Below are 14,479 nucleotides of genomic sequence, written 5' to 3'. Positions count from 1 at the left end.
CGTTGTTGTTAAAGCGCCTTGAATTTACAGTGTGCCAAAGATTTATTCTGACTTTAGCGGAGCCGTAAAAGAATGACAAAGTATGCTTTAGTGGGAGACGTGGGCGGTACCAACGCGCGCTTAGCGTTGTGCGATGTCGACAGTGGTGATATCTCCCGGGCCAAAACCTATTCCGGCCTCGATTATCCCAGCCTGGAAGCCGTAGTGCGCGTTTATCTTGATGAACATGACGTTAGCGTGGAAGACGGCTGCATCGCGATTGCCTGTCCGATTACCGGCGACTGGGTGGCGATGACGAATCACACCTGGGCTTTCTCGATTGCGGAAATGAAGAAAAACCTCGGCTTTGCGCATCTGGAAATTATCAATGATTTTACCGCCGTATCAATGGCGATCCCGATGCTGAAAAAAGATCACCTGATCCAGTTTGGCGGCGGTGAGGCGGTAGAAGGCAAGCCGATCGCTGTTTACGGCGCTGGCACGGGTCTTGGCGTCGCGCATCTGGTGCATGTTGATAAACGCTGGGTGAGCTTGCCGGGCGAAGGCGGTCACGTCGATTTCGCACCGAACAGTGAAGAAGAGGGGATTATCCTCGAAGAACTGCGCGCGGAAATCGGCCATGTCTCCGCTGAACGTGTGCTCTCTGGTCCCGGGCTGGTCAATCTCTACCGGGCGATTGTGAAATCTGACAGTCGTTTACCGGAGAATCTGCAACCGAAAGATGTTACCGAACGGGCGCTGGCGGACAGTTGCATTGACTGTCGCCGCGCACTGTCGCTGTTCTGCGTCATTATGGGACGTTTTGGCGGTAACCTGGCGCTGAATCTCGGTACGTTCGGCGGGGTGTATATCGCGGGCGGGATCGTGCCGCGCTTCCTCGATTTCTTTACCGCCTCCGGTTTCCGTGGCGGCTTTGAAGATAAAGGGCGCTTCAAATCCTATGTGCAGGACATTCCGGTCTATCTGATTGTGCATGATAACCCCGGGCTGCTCGGCTCTGGCGCACATCTGCGCCAGACGCTGGGGCATTTCCTTTAAAGATTCATTAGCTGCCTGAATTCTTTAACTTTGCTGCGGCTGACGGGCACCTGAAAATCCAGGTCCCGCAGCCGCAAGATATAAGTGTTGTTGAACCACGGTTCGATCTCGCGAATTTTATCCAGATTCACGCAGTACGAGCGGTGGCAGCGAAAGAAATGCGCCATTGGCAGCTTGCTGCAAAACTCGGTGATATTCATCGGCATCACGTATGATTCCCGCTTCGTATAGACGAAGGTCATCTTCTCATGCGCTTCCGCATAATAAATATCGTTAATGCTGGTAACGATAATGCGTTCGTCTTTCACCAGATTAATGGTGGCGTTTTCCCGTGATTGCGGGCTACTGGTGGTACCCGATTGTTGCTGCCAGGCCGCTTCCAGCTTCCGCAACATGCTGATAATTCGCGACTCCTGGTACGGCTTCAGAATATAGTCAAATGCTTCCAGTTCGAAGGCCTCGACCGCATGCTCTTTCCAGGCAGTAATAAACACAATAAAGGGCTTATGTGCGAACTGGCTGATGTTTTGCGCCAGCAATACGCCATCCAGCGACGGAATGTTGATATCCAGAAAAATGGCATCAACCTTGTTGTGCTGTAAATATTTCAGCACATCGAGACCATCGTCAAAGGTACCGACGATCTCCATCTGGCTGTGCTCTTTTATTAGCCAGCTCAACTCCTGTTGCGCCAGGAATTCATCTTCAACAATGATGATCTTCATCGGCTTCTCCTGTTAGGGCAACAATGTGGCGGACGGCGAGCGCGGAACATAAAAGGCGATCTCGGTTCCCGGCGTCAGGCGGCGAATATGTAATCCTTCGCCATAGAGCAATTTTACGCGCTGGTGAACGTTAAGCAGGCCAATCTTATTGCCCGGCATTTCATCAGCCTGAACGCGGGCAATCATCTCCGGTGCGATGCCGTTGCCAGTGTCACGTACCGCGATACGTACGCGGTTGCCGCACTCTTCCACACTTATCGTTACCACGCCTTTGCCTTTACAGGGCTGAATGCCGTGCACAATGGCATTTTCTACCAGCGGTTGGATCAGCAGACTGGGGATCACACAACTGACCTCTTCATCAATGTCATAAATGACGGTCAATTTGTCGCCAAAACGCGCCTGTTCAATCGCAATGTAATCTTTAATTTGATACAGCTCTTTTTTGATGTCGATCTGCTCATCGTCTTTTAATTCAATGTTATAGCGTAGATAACGCGATAAATTGAAAATCAATTGCCGGGCGGTATCCGGGTTGAGACGAATAGAGGAAGAAATGGCGTTCAGGGCATTAAACAGGAAGTGCGGATTGATTTTGCTTTGCAGCGCGCGCAGTTCGGCCCTGTTTGCCATTTCACGCAGTTGCTCAGCGCGGGAAACTTCCAGTTGGGTCGAGATAATTTGCGATAACCCGACCGCCATCTCCTGTAAAGATGAGGTGATCTGGTGCGCATGGCAGTAGTAGATCTTCAACGTGCCGGTGACCACACTCTGCTCCCGTAGCGGGATCACCAGCATGGAGTGAATTTCAGGCGTGCGGTGGGCTTCATCATTGTTTTTAATGATAATTTCGCCTGTGCTGATCGACTGATGCGTGGTCGGGCTGAGAATATCGTCGCTGTCGCGATAGTTGTTTTCGCCGACACCAACGTACGCCAGCACATGATCGGTATTGGTGATTGCCACGGCATCGGCGTTGATATCGCGACGAATGATATCGCATATCTGGCGCAGCGAGTCGCTATTGACGTTACGGAATAACGGCAATGTTTTATTCGCAATATCCAACGCCAGTTTTGCCTGGCGACCTGCGATAGCCTCTTTTTCCCCTTCGACACTTTGCACCAGCAGCACGATAAAGCCGATACAAACGCTGCCGAGGATCATCGGCACACCGATTTTAGAGACAATATCCAGCCCCAGCGCGGTGGTTGGCGCCCAGACGACTACCAAAATCATGGTCAGGCTTTCGCAAATCATCCCGCCAATGATCCCCACGCGCCAGTGCTGCGCTTTGGGAACTTTTCGGTTAATCATTCCCGAAAAAATCCCGGCGATAATACTGGTGATAAAGCATGGAACTGCGGTAACGCCACCAATGTCGATCAGATAGCGGTGCACCCCGGCGATGACGCCGGTAATGATGCCGACCCACGGGCCAAACAAAATCCCACCGGCCATAACGGCAATAATACGCACGTTAACCAGCGAACCTTCAACCGGCACGCCGGACCAGGTACTGAACAGGGCGAACATGGAGAAGATCGCGGTAACCGCAAGCAATTCTTTTGGCGTGTGGGCGGTTTTATGCAGCAGTTCGCGAAACAGGCGCATGCGGATCAAAAAGAACAGGCAGATCAGCATCAACGCCGCGCGATCGAAAACCGCCAATAACATATCGAATATTTCGTGCACGGGGGACTCGGTGAATGACGTCAAAAAGCTATGATAAGGAACCCGGTCGCAGATGACCAGTCACCACATTCATTAGATCAATGAGGAAAAACCATATTTCCAAAAGGGGATTAAAAGATGCTCAAAGGAGAGTGGCGAAAGACGAAAGGTACTGAAAAATAAAAGTAATTATATTGATATCATATTGTTAAATTTAACGCTCAATTTAGCGATAAGAGGATAGGATTGATTTCTCTAACCTAAATCAATGTTCCCCTTTTAGACCTGCCTGTTATTTTTCGTTTTTTCTCTCGACAGCAGGAAATTTTTCAGGATATGTTTTAAGCACGCTGTGTTGACAGCGACGTCGCTCGGACGGTCCGGGCGCTAACGTTACTCCGAGGAATCTATGGCTGACTTCAGTCCTGAACGTCGTTTTACGCGTATCGATCGTCTCCCCCCTTATGTTTTTAATATCACCGCTGAACTGAAAATGGCTGCGCGTCGTCGCGGTGAAGATATTATCGATTTCAGTATGGGCAACCCGGACGGCGCAACACCCCCGCATATTGTTGAGAAACTTTGCACGGTTGCCCAGCGTCCGGATACGCACGGTTATTCAACTTCGCGCGGCATTCCTCGGCTGCGTCGGGCAATTTCCCGCTGGTATCAGGATCGCTATCAGGTCGAGATCGATCCGGAAACTGAGGCCATTGTGACCATCGGTTCGAAAGAGGGACTGGCGCATCTGATGCTGGCGACACTGGATCACGGTGATACCGTCCTGGTGCCGAACCCAAGCTATCCGATCCACATTTATGGCGCGGTGATTGCCGGTGCGCAGGTTCGTTCTGTGCCGTTGGTTGAAGGCGTGGATTTTTTCAACGAGCTCGAACGCGCGATCCGTGAAAGTTACCCGAAACCAAAGATGATGATTCTGGGTTTCCCGTCTAACCCAACGGCACAATGCGTGGAGCTGGAATTCTTTGAGAAAGTGGTCGCGCTGGCTAAACGTTACGACGTGCTGGTGGTTCACGATCTGGCGTATGCCGATATCGTTTATGATGGCTGGAAAGCACCGTCGATTATGCAGGTGCCGGGCGCGCGCGACGTTGCGGTGGAATTTTTCACCCTCTCGAAAAGCTACAATATGGCCGGCTGGCGCATTGGATTTATGGTCGGTAACCCGGTGCTGGTGAACGCGCTGGCGCGCATTAAAAGTTACCATGACTACGGCACGTTTACGCCATTGCAGGTCGCCGCAATTGCTGCGCTGGAAGGGGATCAGCAGTGCGTGCGCGATATTGCCGCGCAGTATAAGCGCCGCCGCGACGTGCTGGTGAAAGGGCTGCATGAAGCGGGCTGGATGGTCGAAATGCCGAAAGCGTCAATGTACGTATGGGCGAAAATTCCGGAACCGTATGCGGCGATGGGCTCGCTGGAGTTTGCCAAAAAATTGCTGCAAGACGCCAAAGTGTGCGTCTCTCCGGGCATTGGCTTTGGTGACTACGGCGATACCCATGTCCGTTTTGCCTTGATAGAAAACCGCGATCGTATCCGTCAGGCTGTACGCGGCATTAAGACGATGTTCCGCAACGACGGGCTACTGCCAGTGGCGCAAAAAAGCGCAACAGAAGATATTGAACCCTAACAAAAAGGAGCCGCGAGGCTCCTGTTTTTTTTCCGCATCAATAGCTCAGGTCAGATCATCAGGGCGAAGGTGCCGGCCCACACAATGACCATCACAGAAATGCCCATAAAGAAATATTTCACGTTCATCGCTCCGCATACGTTTGAGTATGCACTTAATGACCTTAACAAGGACTGAGTATAGAGAGGTGAAACTACGCCAAAACCAAATTGAGAATTATCTCCATTCCGGCCACAGCTCCATCTCAGAATTTCGGGTGAATTCCTCACCGACGGGGGCTAATGTACGCTTAATTTTTTGGCCTTACAAGAGGCTTTTTTTTATGAAATTTTAGTGACTTACAATGTGTCGGGCTTTGGCGACACAATACTTTCGTTGCTAAATAAATAGCCTTTGAGCGACGCAAAAAACGTTAAGCTGAAACGGTTCATTTCCACTTGAATTCTAAGACTTATTTTTTGATGGTGGTCACGTTTTACACACTGACGGCATAATGCATACTTATGTCAGGATTAAGAATAGGGTCTTAAATCGTATGGCTGTGCGAGCGGCATCTCACTATGTATTGCGTAAAACCGTGATTGCAGGCGCAATATAACAAAACTGTATCTTTCTTGTTAAAAGCTGGCTTGCGTGGATATGTATAGACAAGTATATGTATTTATATCCTCACTGCAGAGACTTTGCTGACAATGAAAAATGTAACCCTCATCCCCGGCCAACTGACACTGACCCAACTGCGTGATATCTATAGCCAACCGCACCAGTTAACGCTGGATGAGCGCGCCTTTACCGCCATCAACGACAGCGTCGCTTGCGTCAATGCCATCATGGTGGAAGGGCGAACGGCATACGGTATTAATACCGGTTTTGGATTGCTTGCTCAGACGCGTATCGCTACCGACGATCTGGAAAATTTACAGCGCTCATTGGTGCTTTCTCACGCTGCAGGCGTTGGCGAACCGCTGGATGATGAGATGGTGCGCCTGATTATGGTGCTGAAGATCAACAGCCTGGCACGTGGCTTTTCCGGCATTCGTTTGCAGGTGATCCAGATGTTGGTGGCGATGGTAAATGCGGGGGTTTATCCCTGGATCCCGGCGAAAGGATCTGTCGGTGCGTCCGGCGATTTAGCGCCGTTGGCACATATGTCGCTTACGCTGCTTGGCGAAGGTAAAGCGCGCTGGCAAGGCGAATGGCTGCCTGCAACTGAAGCACTGAATAGAGCCGGGCTTGCTCCGCTGACGCTGGCGGCGAAAGAGGGGCTGGCGCTGCTCAACGGGACGCAAACCTCGACAGCGTTTGCATTGCGCGGCCTGTTTGAGGCCGAAGATCTGCTCGCTTCTGCAGTGGTTTGTGGTGCGCTGACTACCGAGGCGGCGCTCGGTTCACGTCGTCCATTCGATGCACGCATTCACGAAGTACGCGGCCAGCGCGGGCAGATCGACGCGGCGGCTCTCTATCGCCATGTGCTGACTGATGACAGCGCGGTTTCACAGTCTCATCACAACTGCAATAAAGTGCAGGATCCTTACTCATTGCGCTGCCAGCCGCAGGTTATGGGAGCGTGTCTGACGCAGTTGCGTTTTGCCGCCGAAGTGTTGCTGACCGAGGCGAATGCGGTTTCTGATAACCCGCTGGTTTTCGCTGCTGAAAATGAGGTGATCTCCGGTGGTAACTTCCACGCGGAACCAGTTGCGATGGCCGCTGATAATATCGCGCTGGCCATTGCTGAAATCGGCTCGCTGGCGGAGCGGCGTATCGCTTTGTTGATGGACAGCCATATGTCGCAGCTTCCGCCTTTCCTGGTAAAAAACGGCGGTGTTAACTCCGGTTTTATGATTGCCCAGGTCACAGCCGCAGCGCTGGCGAGCGAGAACAAAGCGTTGTCGCATCCGCACAGTGTCGATAGTTTGCCGACTTCTGCTAACCAGGAAGATCACGTTTCGATGGCGCCTGCTGCTGGTCGTCGGCTTTGGGAGATGGCGGCTAATACCCGCGGCGTGATTGCCGTGGAATGGCTGGCTGCCTGTCAGGGGCTGGATATGCGGGAAGGATTAACCTCCAGCCCGTTACTTGAGCAGGCGCGCCATCTGCTGCGTGAACGAGTGTCCCATTACGATAAAGATCGCTACTTCGCGCCGGATATCGAGCAGGCCTTGCAGATGCTGGCGGAGCGCCATCTGGCACTGCTGCTACCGGATATTTTGGCATAAAGCATCACCGGATTGCGGTTCGTTAACCCACTTCCGGTTAAACGCCTGGGTTGGTAAAGTGAAGCATACTGTAACGTGACCAGCAGGGAATTCAGCGTGACCGGAAGAATCGACTACCAGATAGAAAAGTACAGTTTTACGGAAGTGGGTGAAACGCCGCGCCTGACGCAGCAATGGGCCGATGTGGCAGAAGAGTGCCGCCAGACGCAGGCCGGAGCCGAAGAACGCCTGCGGATCGCGCTGCTGAATGTCGATTATGCCACCAGCTTTGAATTACCTTTCCGGTTGCTGCTTATTCGCGCTCCGCAACTGATCGCCAGCCTGCGTGAGGAACTGCAAATCAGCCAGAAAAATGTGCTGTTCAACGGTAAGCGTTTTGGTTGCGTCTACACGCTGAGAAACGATTTGAGCGGTATTCCTGATGAATTTCAGTACCGGCTGTCAACGCGCATCCGCCGGATTGATGCTGAAGGCAATACAGCCGCGCCTTATCAACAGATTGCGAAAGAGACTAAAGCGCCGCGTGAGCGTCTCAAAGTTGCGCTGACGGAAGGATTACAGGTAACCGCGCTGGACGGGCTTTTCTGGTTTGGTATTCAGCGAATCGCCGCCGATGTGCAGCGGCTGAGAAAAACTGGCCTGAAGATAGTCACCGCAGAAACGGACGTTTTTGATAATTTGACCGGAACAACACGGCGCGTGCCTGTTTATCGGCGCGTGGAAAATGAAAGTGCATGAGGACATTTCTGGCCGGAATATGTGCTCTTTCTTGGCGGTTAATTATTGACTGCATTCTGTTCGGTAGGAGATTAAGCCCTCAGTATTGCTCCTTTTTGCCGTGCATTAAATTTGGCGGTTGACGGAAACACCTGATGGTGGGTTTATTTAGCATTTCAGGTCGGCCTTAAAATAATTATTGCCATATAATCACATTTTCGACGTGTTTACCTTATCCATTCCCCTCCTTTTTTATTACTTTTCCCGTTATTTCGCTCTGTAATTACACCCATTATCGCCAATGGGTATTTTGATTTTCTTAATATTGATTCATGTCATTTCGAAATCACATTTTTAACAATGCTCTATCTTTTTTGTTTTTTTCGCTATAAAAATTCATTTTTAGCAGTGATGATAGTTTTTTTTTCTGATTTATCAGGGTTGTTCAATTCTTAATTGGTGGATGAAAGTTCTTAATAAGTTAATTTTAATGGTTTAAGGAGCTGTATATTTGATATTTCTCCGATCATTGTTCTATTATCGCGAACCAGGAAATGTCGTGCATAAAATTGCACAGCGATAAACAGAGGGACAGTGAAATGGCTGACAGCTTCCAGAGCGAAGTGCCTAAGGCACGTATTAATTTAAAGCTTGATCTGCATACGGGTGGGGCGAGCAAAAAAACGGAATTACCACTGAAGTTATTGGTTGCAGGTGATTTTAGTAATGGGCAGGAAACAGCACCATTATCAGAGCGTAGTAAAGTCAATATTTCCAAAAATAATTTCGATAGTGTTCTTTCTGAATATTCACCAAAAGTTAATCTTACCGTTAAAAATACGCTCGCCGATGATGGCAGTGAAGACAATATTAGCCTGACATTTCAAAGCATGAAGGATTTCTCACCGGAACAGGTGGCCCGCCAAATTCCCCAGCTTAAGGCCATGCTCGCTATGCGCAATCTCCTTCGCGATCTTAAGGCTAACCTGGTCGATAACCAGGATTTCCGAAAAGAGCTGGAAAAAATCCTCCTCGACCCGGCGCTTAGCGCTGAGTTGCGCAGCGAGCTATCCGCGCTGTCACCTGAACAACCCTAACCGCCTCACTATTTTTAACGGATTAATCAAGGAATGCTCATGTCTGTACAAAATGAAAATATTGCTGGTGGCGAAAGCGTGGTTCTGGATCGTCCTGCGGCAGGTGGAGTTTATGCCTCTCTGTTTGAAAAAATTAACCTGAATCCGGTTTCTGAACTCAGTGCTCTGGATATCTGGCAGGATGCGCAGGCAATGTCTGATGCCACCGCAGATGAGCGTCTGACCGCCGGAATGCAGGTCTTTCTGGAGTGTCTGACAAAAGCTGGTTCTAAAATTGAAAAGCTCGATAAGAACCTGATAGACCACCATATTGCAGAACTCGACTATCAGATTAGCCGCCAGTTGGATGCGGTGATGCACCATGAGGCGTTTCAGGCTGTAGAGAGCCTCTGGCGTGGTGTGAAGTCACTGGTGGATAAAACGGATTTTCGCCAGAACGTGAAAATTGAACTGCTGGACATGTCCAAAGAAGACCTGCGACAGGATTTCGAGGACAGCCCGGAAATCATCCAGAGCGGATTGTACAAACACACCTACATCGATGAGTACGACACCCCTGGCGGAGAGCCGATTGCAGCCCTGATTTCTGCCTATGAATTTGATGCTTCGGCGCAGGATGTGGCTCTGATGCGTAATATCGCTAAAGTCTCAGCCGCTGCGCATATGCCGTTTATAGGTTCGGCAGGCCCGAAATTCTTCCTCAAGGAGGCGATGGAAGACGTCGCGGCAATTAAAGATATCGGTAACTACTTTGACCGTGCCGAATACATCAAATGGAAATCCTTCCGTGAAACAGATGATTCCCGCTATCTGGGGCTGGTGATGCCACGGGTACTTGGCCGACTGCCTTATGGCCCGGATACCGTACCCGTTCGCAGCTTCAACTATGTGGAAGAGGTGAAAGGACCGGATCACGACAAATATCTGTGGACCAACGCTTCGTTTGCTTTTGCAGCGAACATGGTACGCAGCTTTATCAATAACGGCTGGTGTGTTCAGATTCGTGGTCCACAGGCGGGTGGCGCTGTGCAGGATCTGCCGATTCATCTGTACGATCTGGGTACCGGTAATCAGGTGAAAATCCCCTCCGAGGTGATGATCCCGGAAACGCGCGAATTTGAGTTTGCCAACCTCGGCTTTATCCCACTGTCGTACTACAAAAACCGCGATTACGCATGCTTCTTCTCAGCAAACTCAACTCAGAAACCGGCACTGTACGACACAGCGGATGCGACCGCTAACAGCCGCATTAATTCGCGCCTGCCGTACATCTTTCTGCTGTCGCGTATTGCGCACTATCTGAAGCTTATTCAACGCGAAAATATCGGCACCACTAAAGATCGCCGGCTGCTGGAGCTGGAGCTGAATACCTGGATTCGTGGTCTGGTAACGGAAATGACCGATCCGGGCGACGAACTGCAGGCCTCGCATCCCCTGCGTGACGCTAAGGTGGTGGTGGAAGATATCGAGGATAACCCCGGTTTCTTCCGCGTGAAGCTGTACGCCATCCCGCACTTCCAGGTGGAAGGCATGGACGTCAATCTGTCACTGGTTTCCCAGATGCCGAAAGCCAAATCATAAGGCGAGAGAATACCAGGGATGAAGATTTATCGTCCGTTATGGAATGAAGGGGCCCTGCTGGCCCCTCAACAGTTTCAGCAGCAGTCCGAGTGGGAATCTTTTTCCCGTGCCGGATTGTCCCGGCTTTCCAGCCCCTTTCCATGGGGTGTTGAGCGCGTGGAGCTCAATGACGCACTTCTCGCGTCCGGTCGGGTGCAGGTGCAGACCCTGCGTTTGTGGCTACCGGATGGCACGCTGATTGACACACAAAATAGCGATTTGCCGCCTGAGCCGAGGGAAGTGGTGTTGCCGGATTCCGGCCAGACGGACAGTGTGACCGTGCTGGTTGCACTACCGGTGATGCAAGCTGGCATCGTCAATGTCCAGACTGAAAATGTGCCTGCCGAACGCCCGCTGCGCTATCGCGAAGAGTGGGTGACAGTTCAGGATGCGTTTGGTCAGGAAGAAGAGCCAATGGCTGTGGCTCGTTTTAATCTTGCTTTCCGCTTTGACCACGAAAGTAACGATGCCTGGCAGACCTGTGCCGTAGCTCGTCTGGTGCGTGACGGCCAGGGAGGCTGGTGTCAGGATCCGAATTTTGTGCCGCCGATGGCAATGTTCTCGGCAAGTAGCCTGTTGTCCGAACGTCTGGTGCTGCTGAACCGCCAGTTGCGTTCCCGTCGCCAGCGTCTGATGGAGATGCGTCGCGAAAGCAATGACCGTATGGCGGACTTTGCGGTTGCCGATGTGTCGCTGTTCTGGTTGCTGAATGCGCTGAATACTCACGCCCGTGTGCTGACTGAGTTCGAACTCTTCCCGGCCCGTCATCCTGAACAGGTATGGGCAGAGCTGGCGCGACTTGCAGGCAGTATGATGACGTTTTCACTGGACCGCGATCTGGATGCCATTCCGGGCTATGACCATCAGGTACCGGAAAACACCTTCCCGCCATTATTTGAACTTATCAGTGAGCTGCTGGAAGCCAGCCTACCGTCGCGCGTTGTTGCCGTGAACATGATCCGCCAGGACGAGCAGACCTGGAAAGCGGTGTTGCACGATATTCGTCTGCGCGAAGAAGCTGATTTCTACCTGTCTGTCCGTTCAAATCTTCCTGCCTGGCAGGTGGCTGAGAAATTTGCCGAAATGGCCATGGCCGGTACCCCGGATGATGTTGGCCAGATTTCCGGCGTGGCAATGGAAGGTATTGGTCTTATCCCTCTCAGCCGTGTTCCTGCAGCACTGCCGGTGCGCCTGGAAAATCAGTACTTCGTGCTGGATATGGAGAGCCGTGCGGCACATGACATGCTGGAACAGGGCGTGTGCCTGTTCTACGTACCGTCATTGCTGGGTGAGCTTGAACTTGAACTGTTTGCGGTGCTGCGTTCATGAGAAAGGATATCGATATCGACAGCCTGATGGCGGACACCTGGCTCACCGTGGCGCAGTTGCGTCACGGTGCCAGAGCCCCGGATGGCAATGCGCTCTATAAAAACTGTTGTGCCCAGGTGGAAAGTGTACGCGACGCGCTGGAGCACGCCGGTTACGACAGCGAGAGCATCACGCATATTTCTTATGCGCAGTGTGCCCTGCTGGATGAAGCGGTGATGAACCGTAAGCCCATGTCTGCTGATGCAGAGACGAGCTCGCCGGACTCTGAATCTGAAACTGAGACTCCGCAGAAGGCCGATGTGGACGAAGGCATCAAAGCCTGGCGCGCAGCTCCGTTACAGGCCCGTTACTTCGGTTCGTTGCGTGCGGGTGGGGCTTTGTATGAGCGTATTGCGCAAGTGCTGCGTCAGCCGTCACCGGTTCCGGCAGTGCTGACCTGCTACCAGCGTGTTCTTGCGCTGGGGTTCCAGGGGCAGTTCAGCCTGTTCGGCGTCGGACAAAAACAGCGTGAAGAAGTCATTGCTGCCCTGAATGAGCGAGTTCAGCCGCTTGAGGCTGATGTTGATCTGGTCGTACAGAAGAGCGGTAAGCGCCGGTACAACATTCTGCGCTCAGTATGGTTCTGGATCATTCTGGCTGTGGTGCTCACTTCACTGGTCTGGGCCGGTGGTTACCTGTGGTTGCAGGACCTTCTGCGTCAGCAATTGCCGGAGCTGCGCTGATGCGAAAATCTGCACTGTTACGGGCTGCATTTCCGGTGCTGATTTGTCTGGTCGCCGCGCTCTGGCTGATCTGGGGATTCCTGAATTTCTTCGTGCTGACCAAAAGCCTGCTGACGCTGGCAGGGATAATTGTGGCGCTGTTGCTGATATGTCACCGCTATCGTTGCCAGCAACCTGCCGGGCAGCATGCTGATGAGGGGGTTTACCCACCGTCAGGTTTTACCGGGCCGGTTTTGCTGCTGTGTGGCGATCTTAACGACCATCTGTTTGCGGAAGGCGGGTGTCGTACCACGGCGCAGGGTTGTTATCTGAAAGTGGGTTCAACGGATCAGTTAAGCAAATTTTCTGATCGTTTACTGGCGCGTGAACCACGTATGGCCGGGCAACTTGTGGTGATGTTCCGCTGCCTGCCGGATTTGCACGAAGATGAAGGGCTACTGCGTGCTTCCCTGAAAGTTCTGCGCCAGCAGGTGAACCAACTGAAGAATCTTTCCGGTTATCTGCCTCCTGTCGTGCTGGCTGGCGAGTTTTCCGGCCCGGAAACGCCCTGGATTGTGATTCGGGGTAAAACGCCGCTGGTCTGCCCAACGGATGAGCCTGTGCTGACCCTGGATGAGTGGCGCGCTCTGCCTGAAAACGTGATCCGTTTGCCGTATCTGTCTCATTCGATGGGTCTGCTGCAACAGGTGGTGATAGATGAACTGACGAAAACGGACAGGCTATGTCCGGCTGTCACGCCGTTTGCGGTAGTTGTTCGAAGCGGGGCTGTCCGTACTCGGACAGAGGCTATCTGGCCGCAGTGGTTGTTCCGCCATTCGAAACTGTTACCTACGGCAGCCAGCTCAACGTATCCGGCGCTGTGGCATTTTGCCGATCCAGTTCTGCCGTTGCTTGCGCCTTATGCCATGCCTCTTCAGGGCGGGAAAACCGGGCGTTGTGTGGTGATGTTTCTGTTGCTTTGCATCGCCAGCGCGCTTGGCTTGTCCATACTCCACAACCAGTCCCTTATCGGGCGGATCGCTTCCGACCTGCAGCGCTGGTACGCCATTCCGATGACGCACTACGCACCGAAAGCGCAGTCACTACATGCCCTGCAACAGGATGCCTTGCTGCTGGAGCGCTGGCAGCGCCAGGGGGAGCCGCAGCGTCACGGTCTGGGGTTTTATCCGGGCGAGCGTTTGTGGCTGAGCGTTCAGCAGGCCATAGATACCTGGGTTCCACCACCCTCGCCTGAACCGCAGCCGAAGCCCAAAGCGGTACCGAAAATTGTCCGCCTCGACAGCATGTCGCTGTTCGATTCTGGCAAATCGGCGCTCAAAGCCGGGTCCACCAAAATGCTGATCAACTCCCTGGTAAGTATTAAGGCGAAGCCGGGCTGGCTGATTGTCGTGGCGGGCCATACCGACAGCACCGGGGAGCCGAAGCTCAATCAGTCGTTATCCCTGCAACGCGCCAGCGCGGTACGCGACTGGATGCGTGACACCGGTGATGTGCCGGAAAGTTGTTTTGCGGTGCAGGGCTACGGTCAAAGTCGTCCCATTGCAACCAATGACACTACGGAAGGCCGTGCGCTCAACCGCCGTGTCGAAATCAGTCTGGTACCGCAGGCCAGTGCCTGTCTGATACCGGGCAAAACCCCGGCGTCATCGCAGGATGATGACGTTTCTCAACACTAAATGGAGTAAATCCG

General features: G+C 52.4%; 12 protein-coding genes. 9 read left to right on the top strand and 3 right to left on the bottom strand.

The features are described from left to right. Positions 1–72 precede the first annotated feature (72 nt). Positions 73–1,038: a glucokinase gene (glk, locus tag C0557_RS17555; protein ID WP_208659859.1), complete on the top strand. Its 966-nt coding sequence runs from the start codon at positions 73–75 to the stop codon at positions 1,036–1,038. Here the strand turns inward: glk and C0557_RS17550 are convergent. After that, on the bottom strand, positions 1,035–1,763 hold the full coding sequence (locus tag C0557_RS17550) for a LytTR family DNA-binding domain-containing protein (RefSeq protein WP_074777289.1): 729 nt from the start codon (positions 1,761–1,763) through the stop codon (positions 1,035–1,037). The genes glk and C0557_RS17550 overlap by 4 nt on opposite strands. A 12-nt stretch (positions 1,764–1,775) precedes the next feature. Beyond that, positions 1,776–3,458, bottom strand: coding sequence for a sensor histidine kinase (locus tag C0557_RS17545; protein WP_208659857.1), 1,683 nt, complete (start codon positions 3,456–3,458; stop codon positions 1,776–1,778). A gap of 388 nt (positions 3,459–3,846) precedes the next feature. Here C0557_RS17545 and alaC point away from each other — a divergent pair, with 388 nt between their 5' ends. Beyond that, on the top strand, positions 3,847–5,088 hold the full coding sequence (gene alaC / locus C0557_RS17540; RefSeq protein ID WP_043952819.1) for an alanine transaminase: 1,242 nt from the start codon (positions 3,847–3,849) through the stop codon (positions 5,086–5,088). Positions 5,089–5,138: 50 nt separating this feature from the next. Here alaC and ypdK read toward each other — a convergent pair whose 3' ends face one another. Further along, a complete protein-coding gene (ypdK, locus tag C0557_RS17535) occupies positions 5,139–5,210 on the bottom strand; it encodes a membrane protein YpdK (RefSeq protein WP_099458783.1) in 72 nt (23 codons plus the stop codon). A gap of 570 nt (positions 5,211–5,780) precedes the next feature. On the opposite strand from ypdK, the gene hutH reads away from it, so the two are divergent. The 7 genes from hutH (at position 5,781) to C0557_RS17500 (ending at position 14,465) form a co-directional block, all read left to right on the top strand. Further along, on the top strand, positions 5,781–7,304 hold the full coding sequence (hutH, locus tag C0557_RS17530) for a histidine ammonia-lyase (RefSeq protein WP_208659855.1): 1,524 nt from the start codon (positions 5,781–5,783) through the stop codon (positions 7,302–7,304). Positions 7,305–7,400: 96 nt separating this feature from the next. Next, positions 7,401–8,042: a DNA-binding protein gene (locus C0557_RS17525; RefSeq protein ID WP_208659853.1), complete on the top strand. Its 642-nt coding sequence runs from the start codon at positions 7,401–7,403 to the stop codon at positions 8,040–8,042. Between the two features lie 578 nt (positions 8,043–8,620). Further along, on the top strand, positions 8,621–9,118 hold the full coding sequence (gene tssB / locus C0557_RS17520) for a type VI secretion system contractile sheath small subunit (protein WP_074777446.1): 498 nt from the start codon (positions 8,621–8,623) through the stop codon (positions 9,116–9,118). A gap of 33 nt (positions 9,119–9,151) precedes the next feature. Then, positions 9,152–10,699 carry a type VI secretion system contractile sheath large subunit gene (gene tssC, locus C0557_RS17515; protein WP_208659851.1) on the top strand — a complete coding sequence of 516 codons (1,548 nt, stop codon included), beginning with the start codon at positions 9,152–9,154 and terminating at the stop codon, positions 10,697–10,699. Positions 10,700–10,717: 18 nt separating this feature from the next. Beyond that, a complete protein-coding gene (gene tssK / locus C0557_RS17510; protein WP_208659849.1) occupies positions 10,718–12,067 on the top strand; it encodes a type VI secretion system baseplate subunit TssK in 1,350 nt (449 codons plus the stop codon). Then, positions 12,064–12,789, top strand: coding sequence for a type VI secretion system protein TssL, short form (tssL, locus tag C0557_RS17505; protein ID WP_208659847.1), 726 nt, complete (start codon positions 12,064–12,066; stop codon positions 12,787–12,789). Before tssK ends, tssL begins: the two co-directional genes overlap by 4 nt. Next, positions 12,789–14,465 carry an OmpA family protein gene (locus tag C0557_RS17500; RefSeq protein ID WP_208659845.1) on the top strand — a complete coding sequence of 559 codons (1,677 nt, stop codon included), beginning with the start codon at positions 12,789–12,791 and terminating at the stop codon, positions 14,463–14,465. The genes tssL and C0557_RS17500 overlap by 1 nt, the downstream gene beginning before the upstream one ends. Positions 14,466–14,479 lie beyond the last annotated feature (14 nt).

The sequence above is a fragment of the Kosakonia sp. MUSA4 genome (genome assembly GCF_013085925.1).
GTDB classification, from domain to species: domain Bacteria; phylum Pseudomonadota; class Gammaproteobacteria; order Enterobacterales; family Enterobacteriaceae; genus Kosakonia; species Kosakonia sacchari_B.
The sequence above is the reverse complement of the archived record's forward strand: the minus strand, read 5'-3'. Positions and strand labels throughout refer to the sequence as shown.

Coding starts and splice junctions, on each gene's coding strand:
- tssL (WP_208659847.1), top strand. CDS start 12,064: ATGAGAAAGGATATCGATATCGACAGCCTGATGGCGGACACCTGGCTC.
- tssB (WP_074777446.1), top strand. CDS start 8,621: ATGGCTGACAGCTTCCAGAGCGAAGTGCCTAAGGCACGTATTAATTTA.
- hutH (WP_208659855.1), top strand. CDS start 5,781: ATGAAAAATGTAACCCTCATCCCCGGCCAACTGACACTGACCCAACTG.
- tssK (WP_208659849.1), top strand. CDS start 10,718: ATGAAGATTTATCGTCCGTTATGGAATGAAGGGGCCCTGCTGGCCCCT.
- glk (WP_208659859.1), top strand. CDS start 73: ATGACAAAGTATGCTTTAGTGGGAGACGTGGGCGGTACCAACGCGCGC.
- C0557_RS17500 (WP_208659845.1), top strand. CDS start 12,789: ATGCGAAAATCTGCACTGTTACGGGCTGCATTTCCGGTGCTGATTTGT.
- C0557_RS17550 (WP_074777289.1), bottom strand. CDS start 1,763: ATGAAGATCATCATTGTTGAAGATGAATTCCTGGCGCAACAGGAGTTG.
- alaC (WP_043952819.1), top strand. CDS start 3,847: ATGGCTGACTTCAGTCCTGAACGTCGTTTTACGCGTATCGATCGTCTC.
- tssC (WP_208659851.1), top strand. CDS start 9,152: ATGCTCATGTCTGTACAAAATGAAAATATTGCTGGTGGCGAAAGCGTG.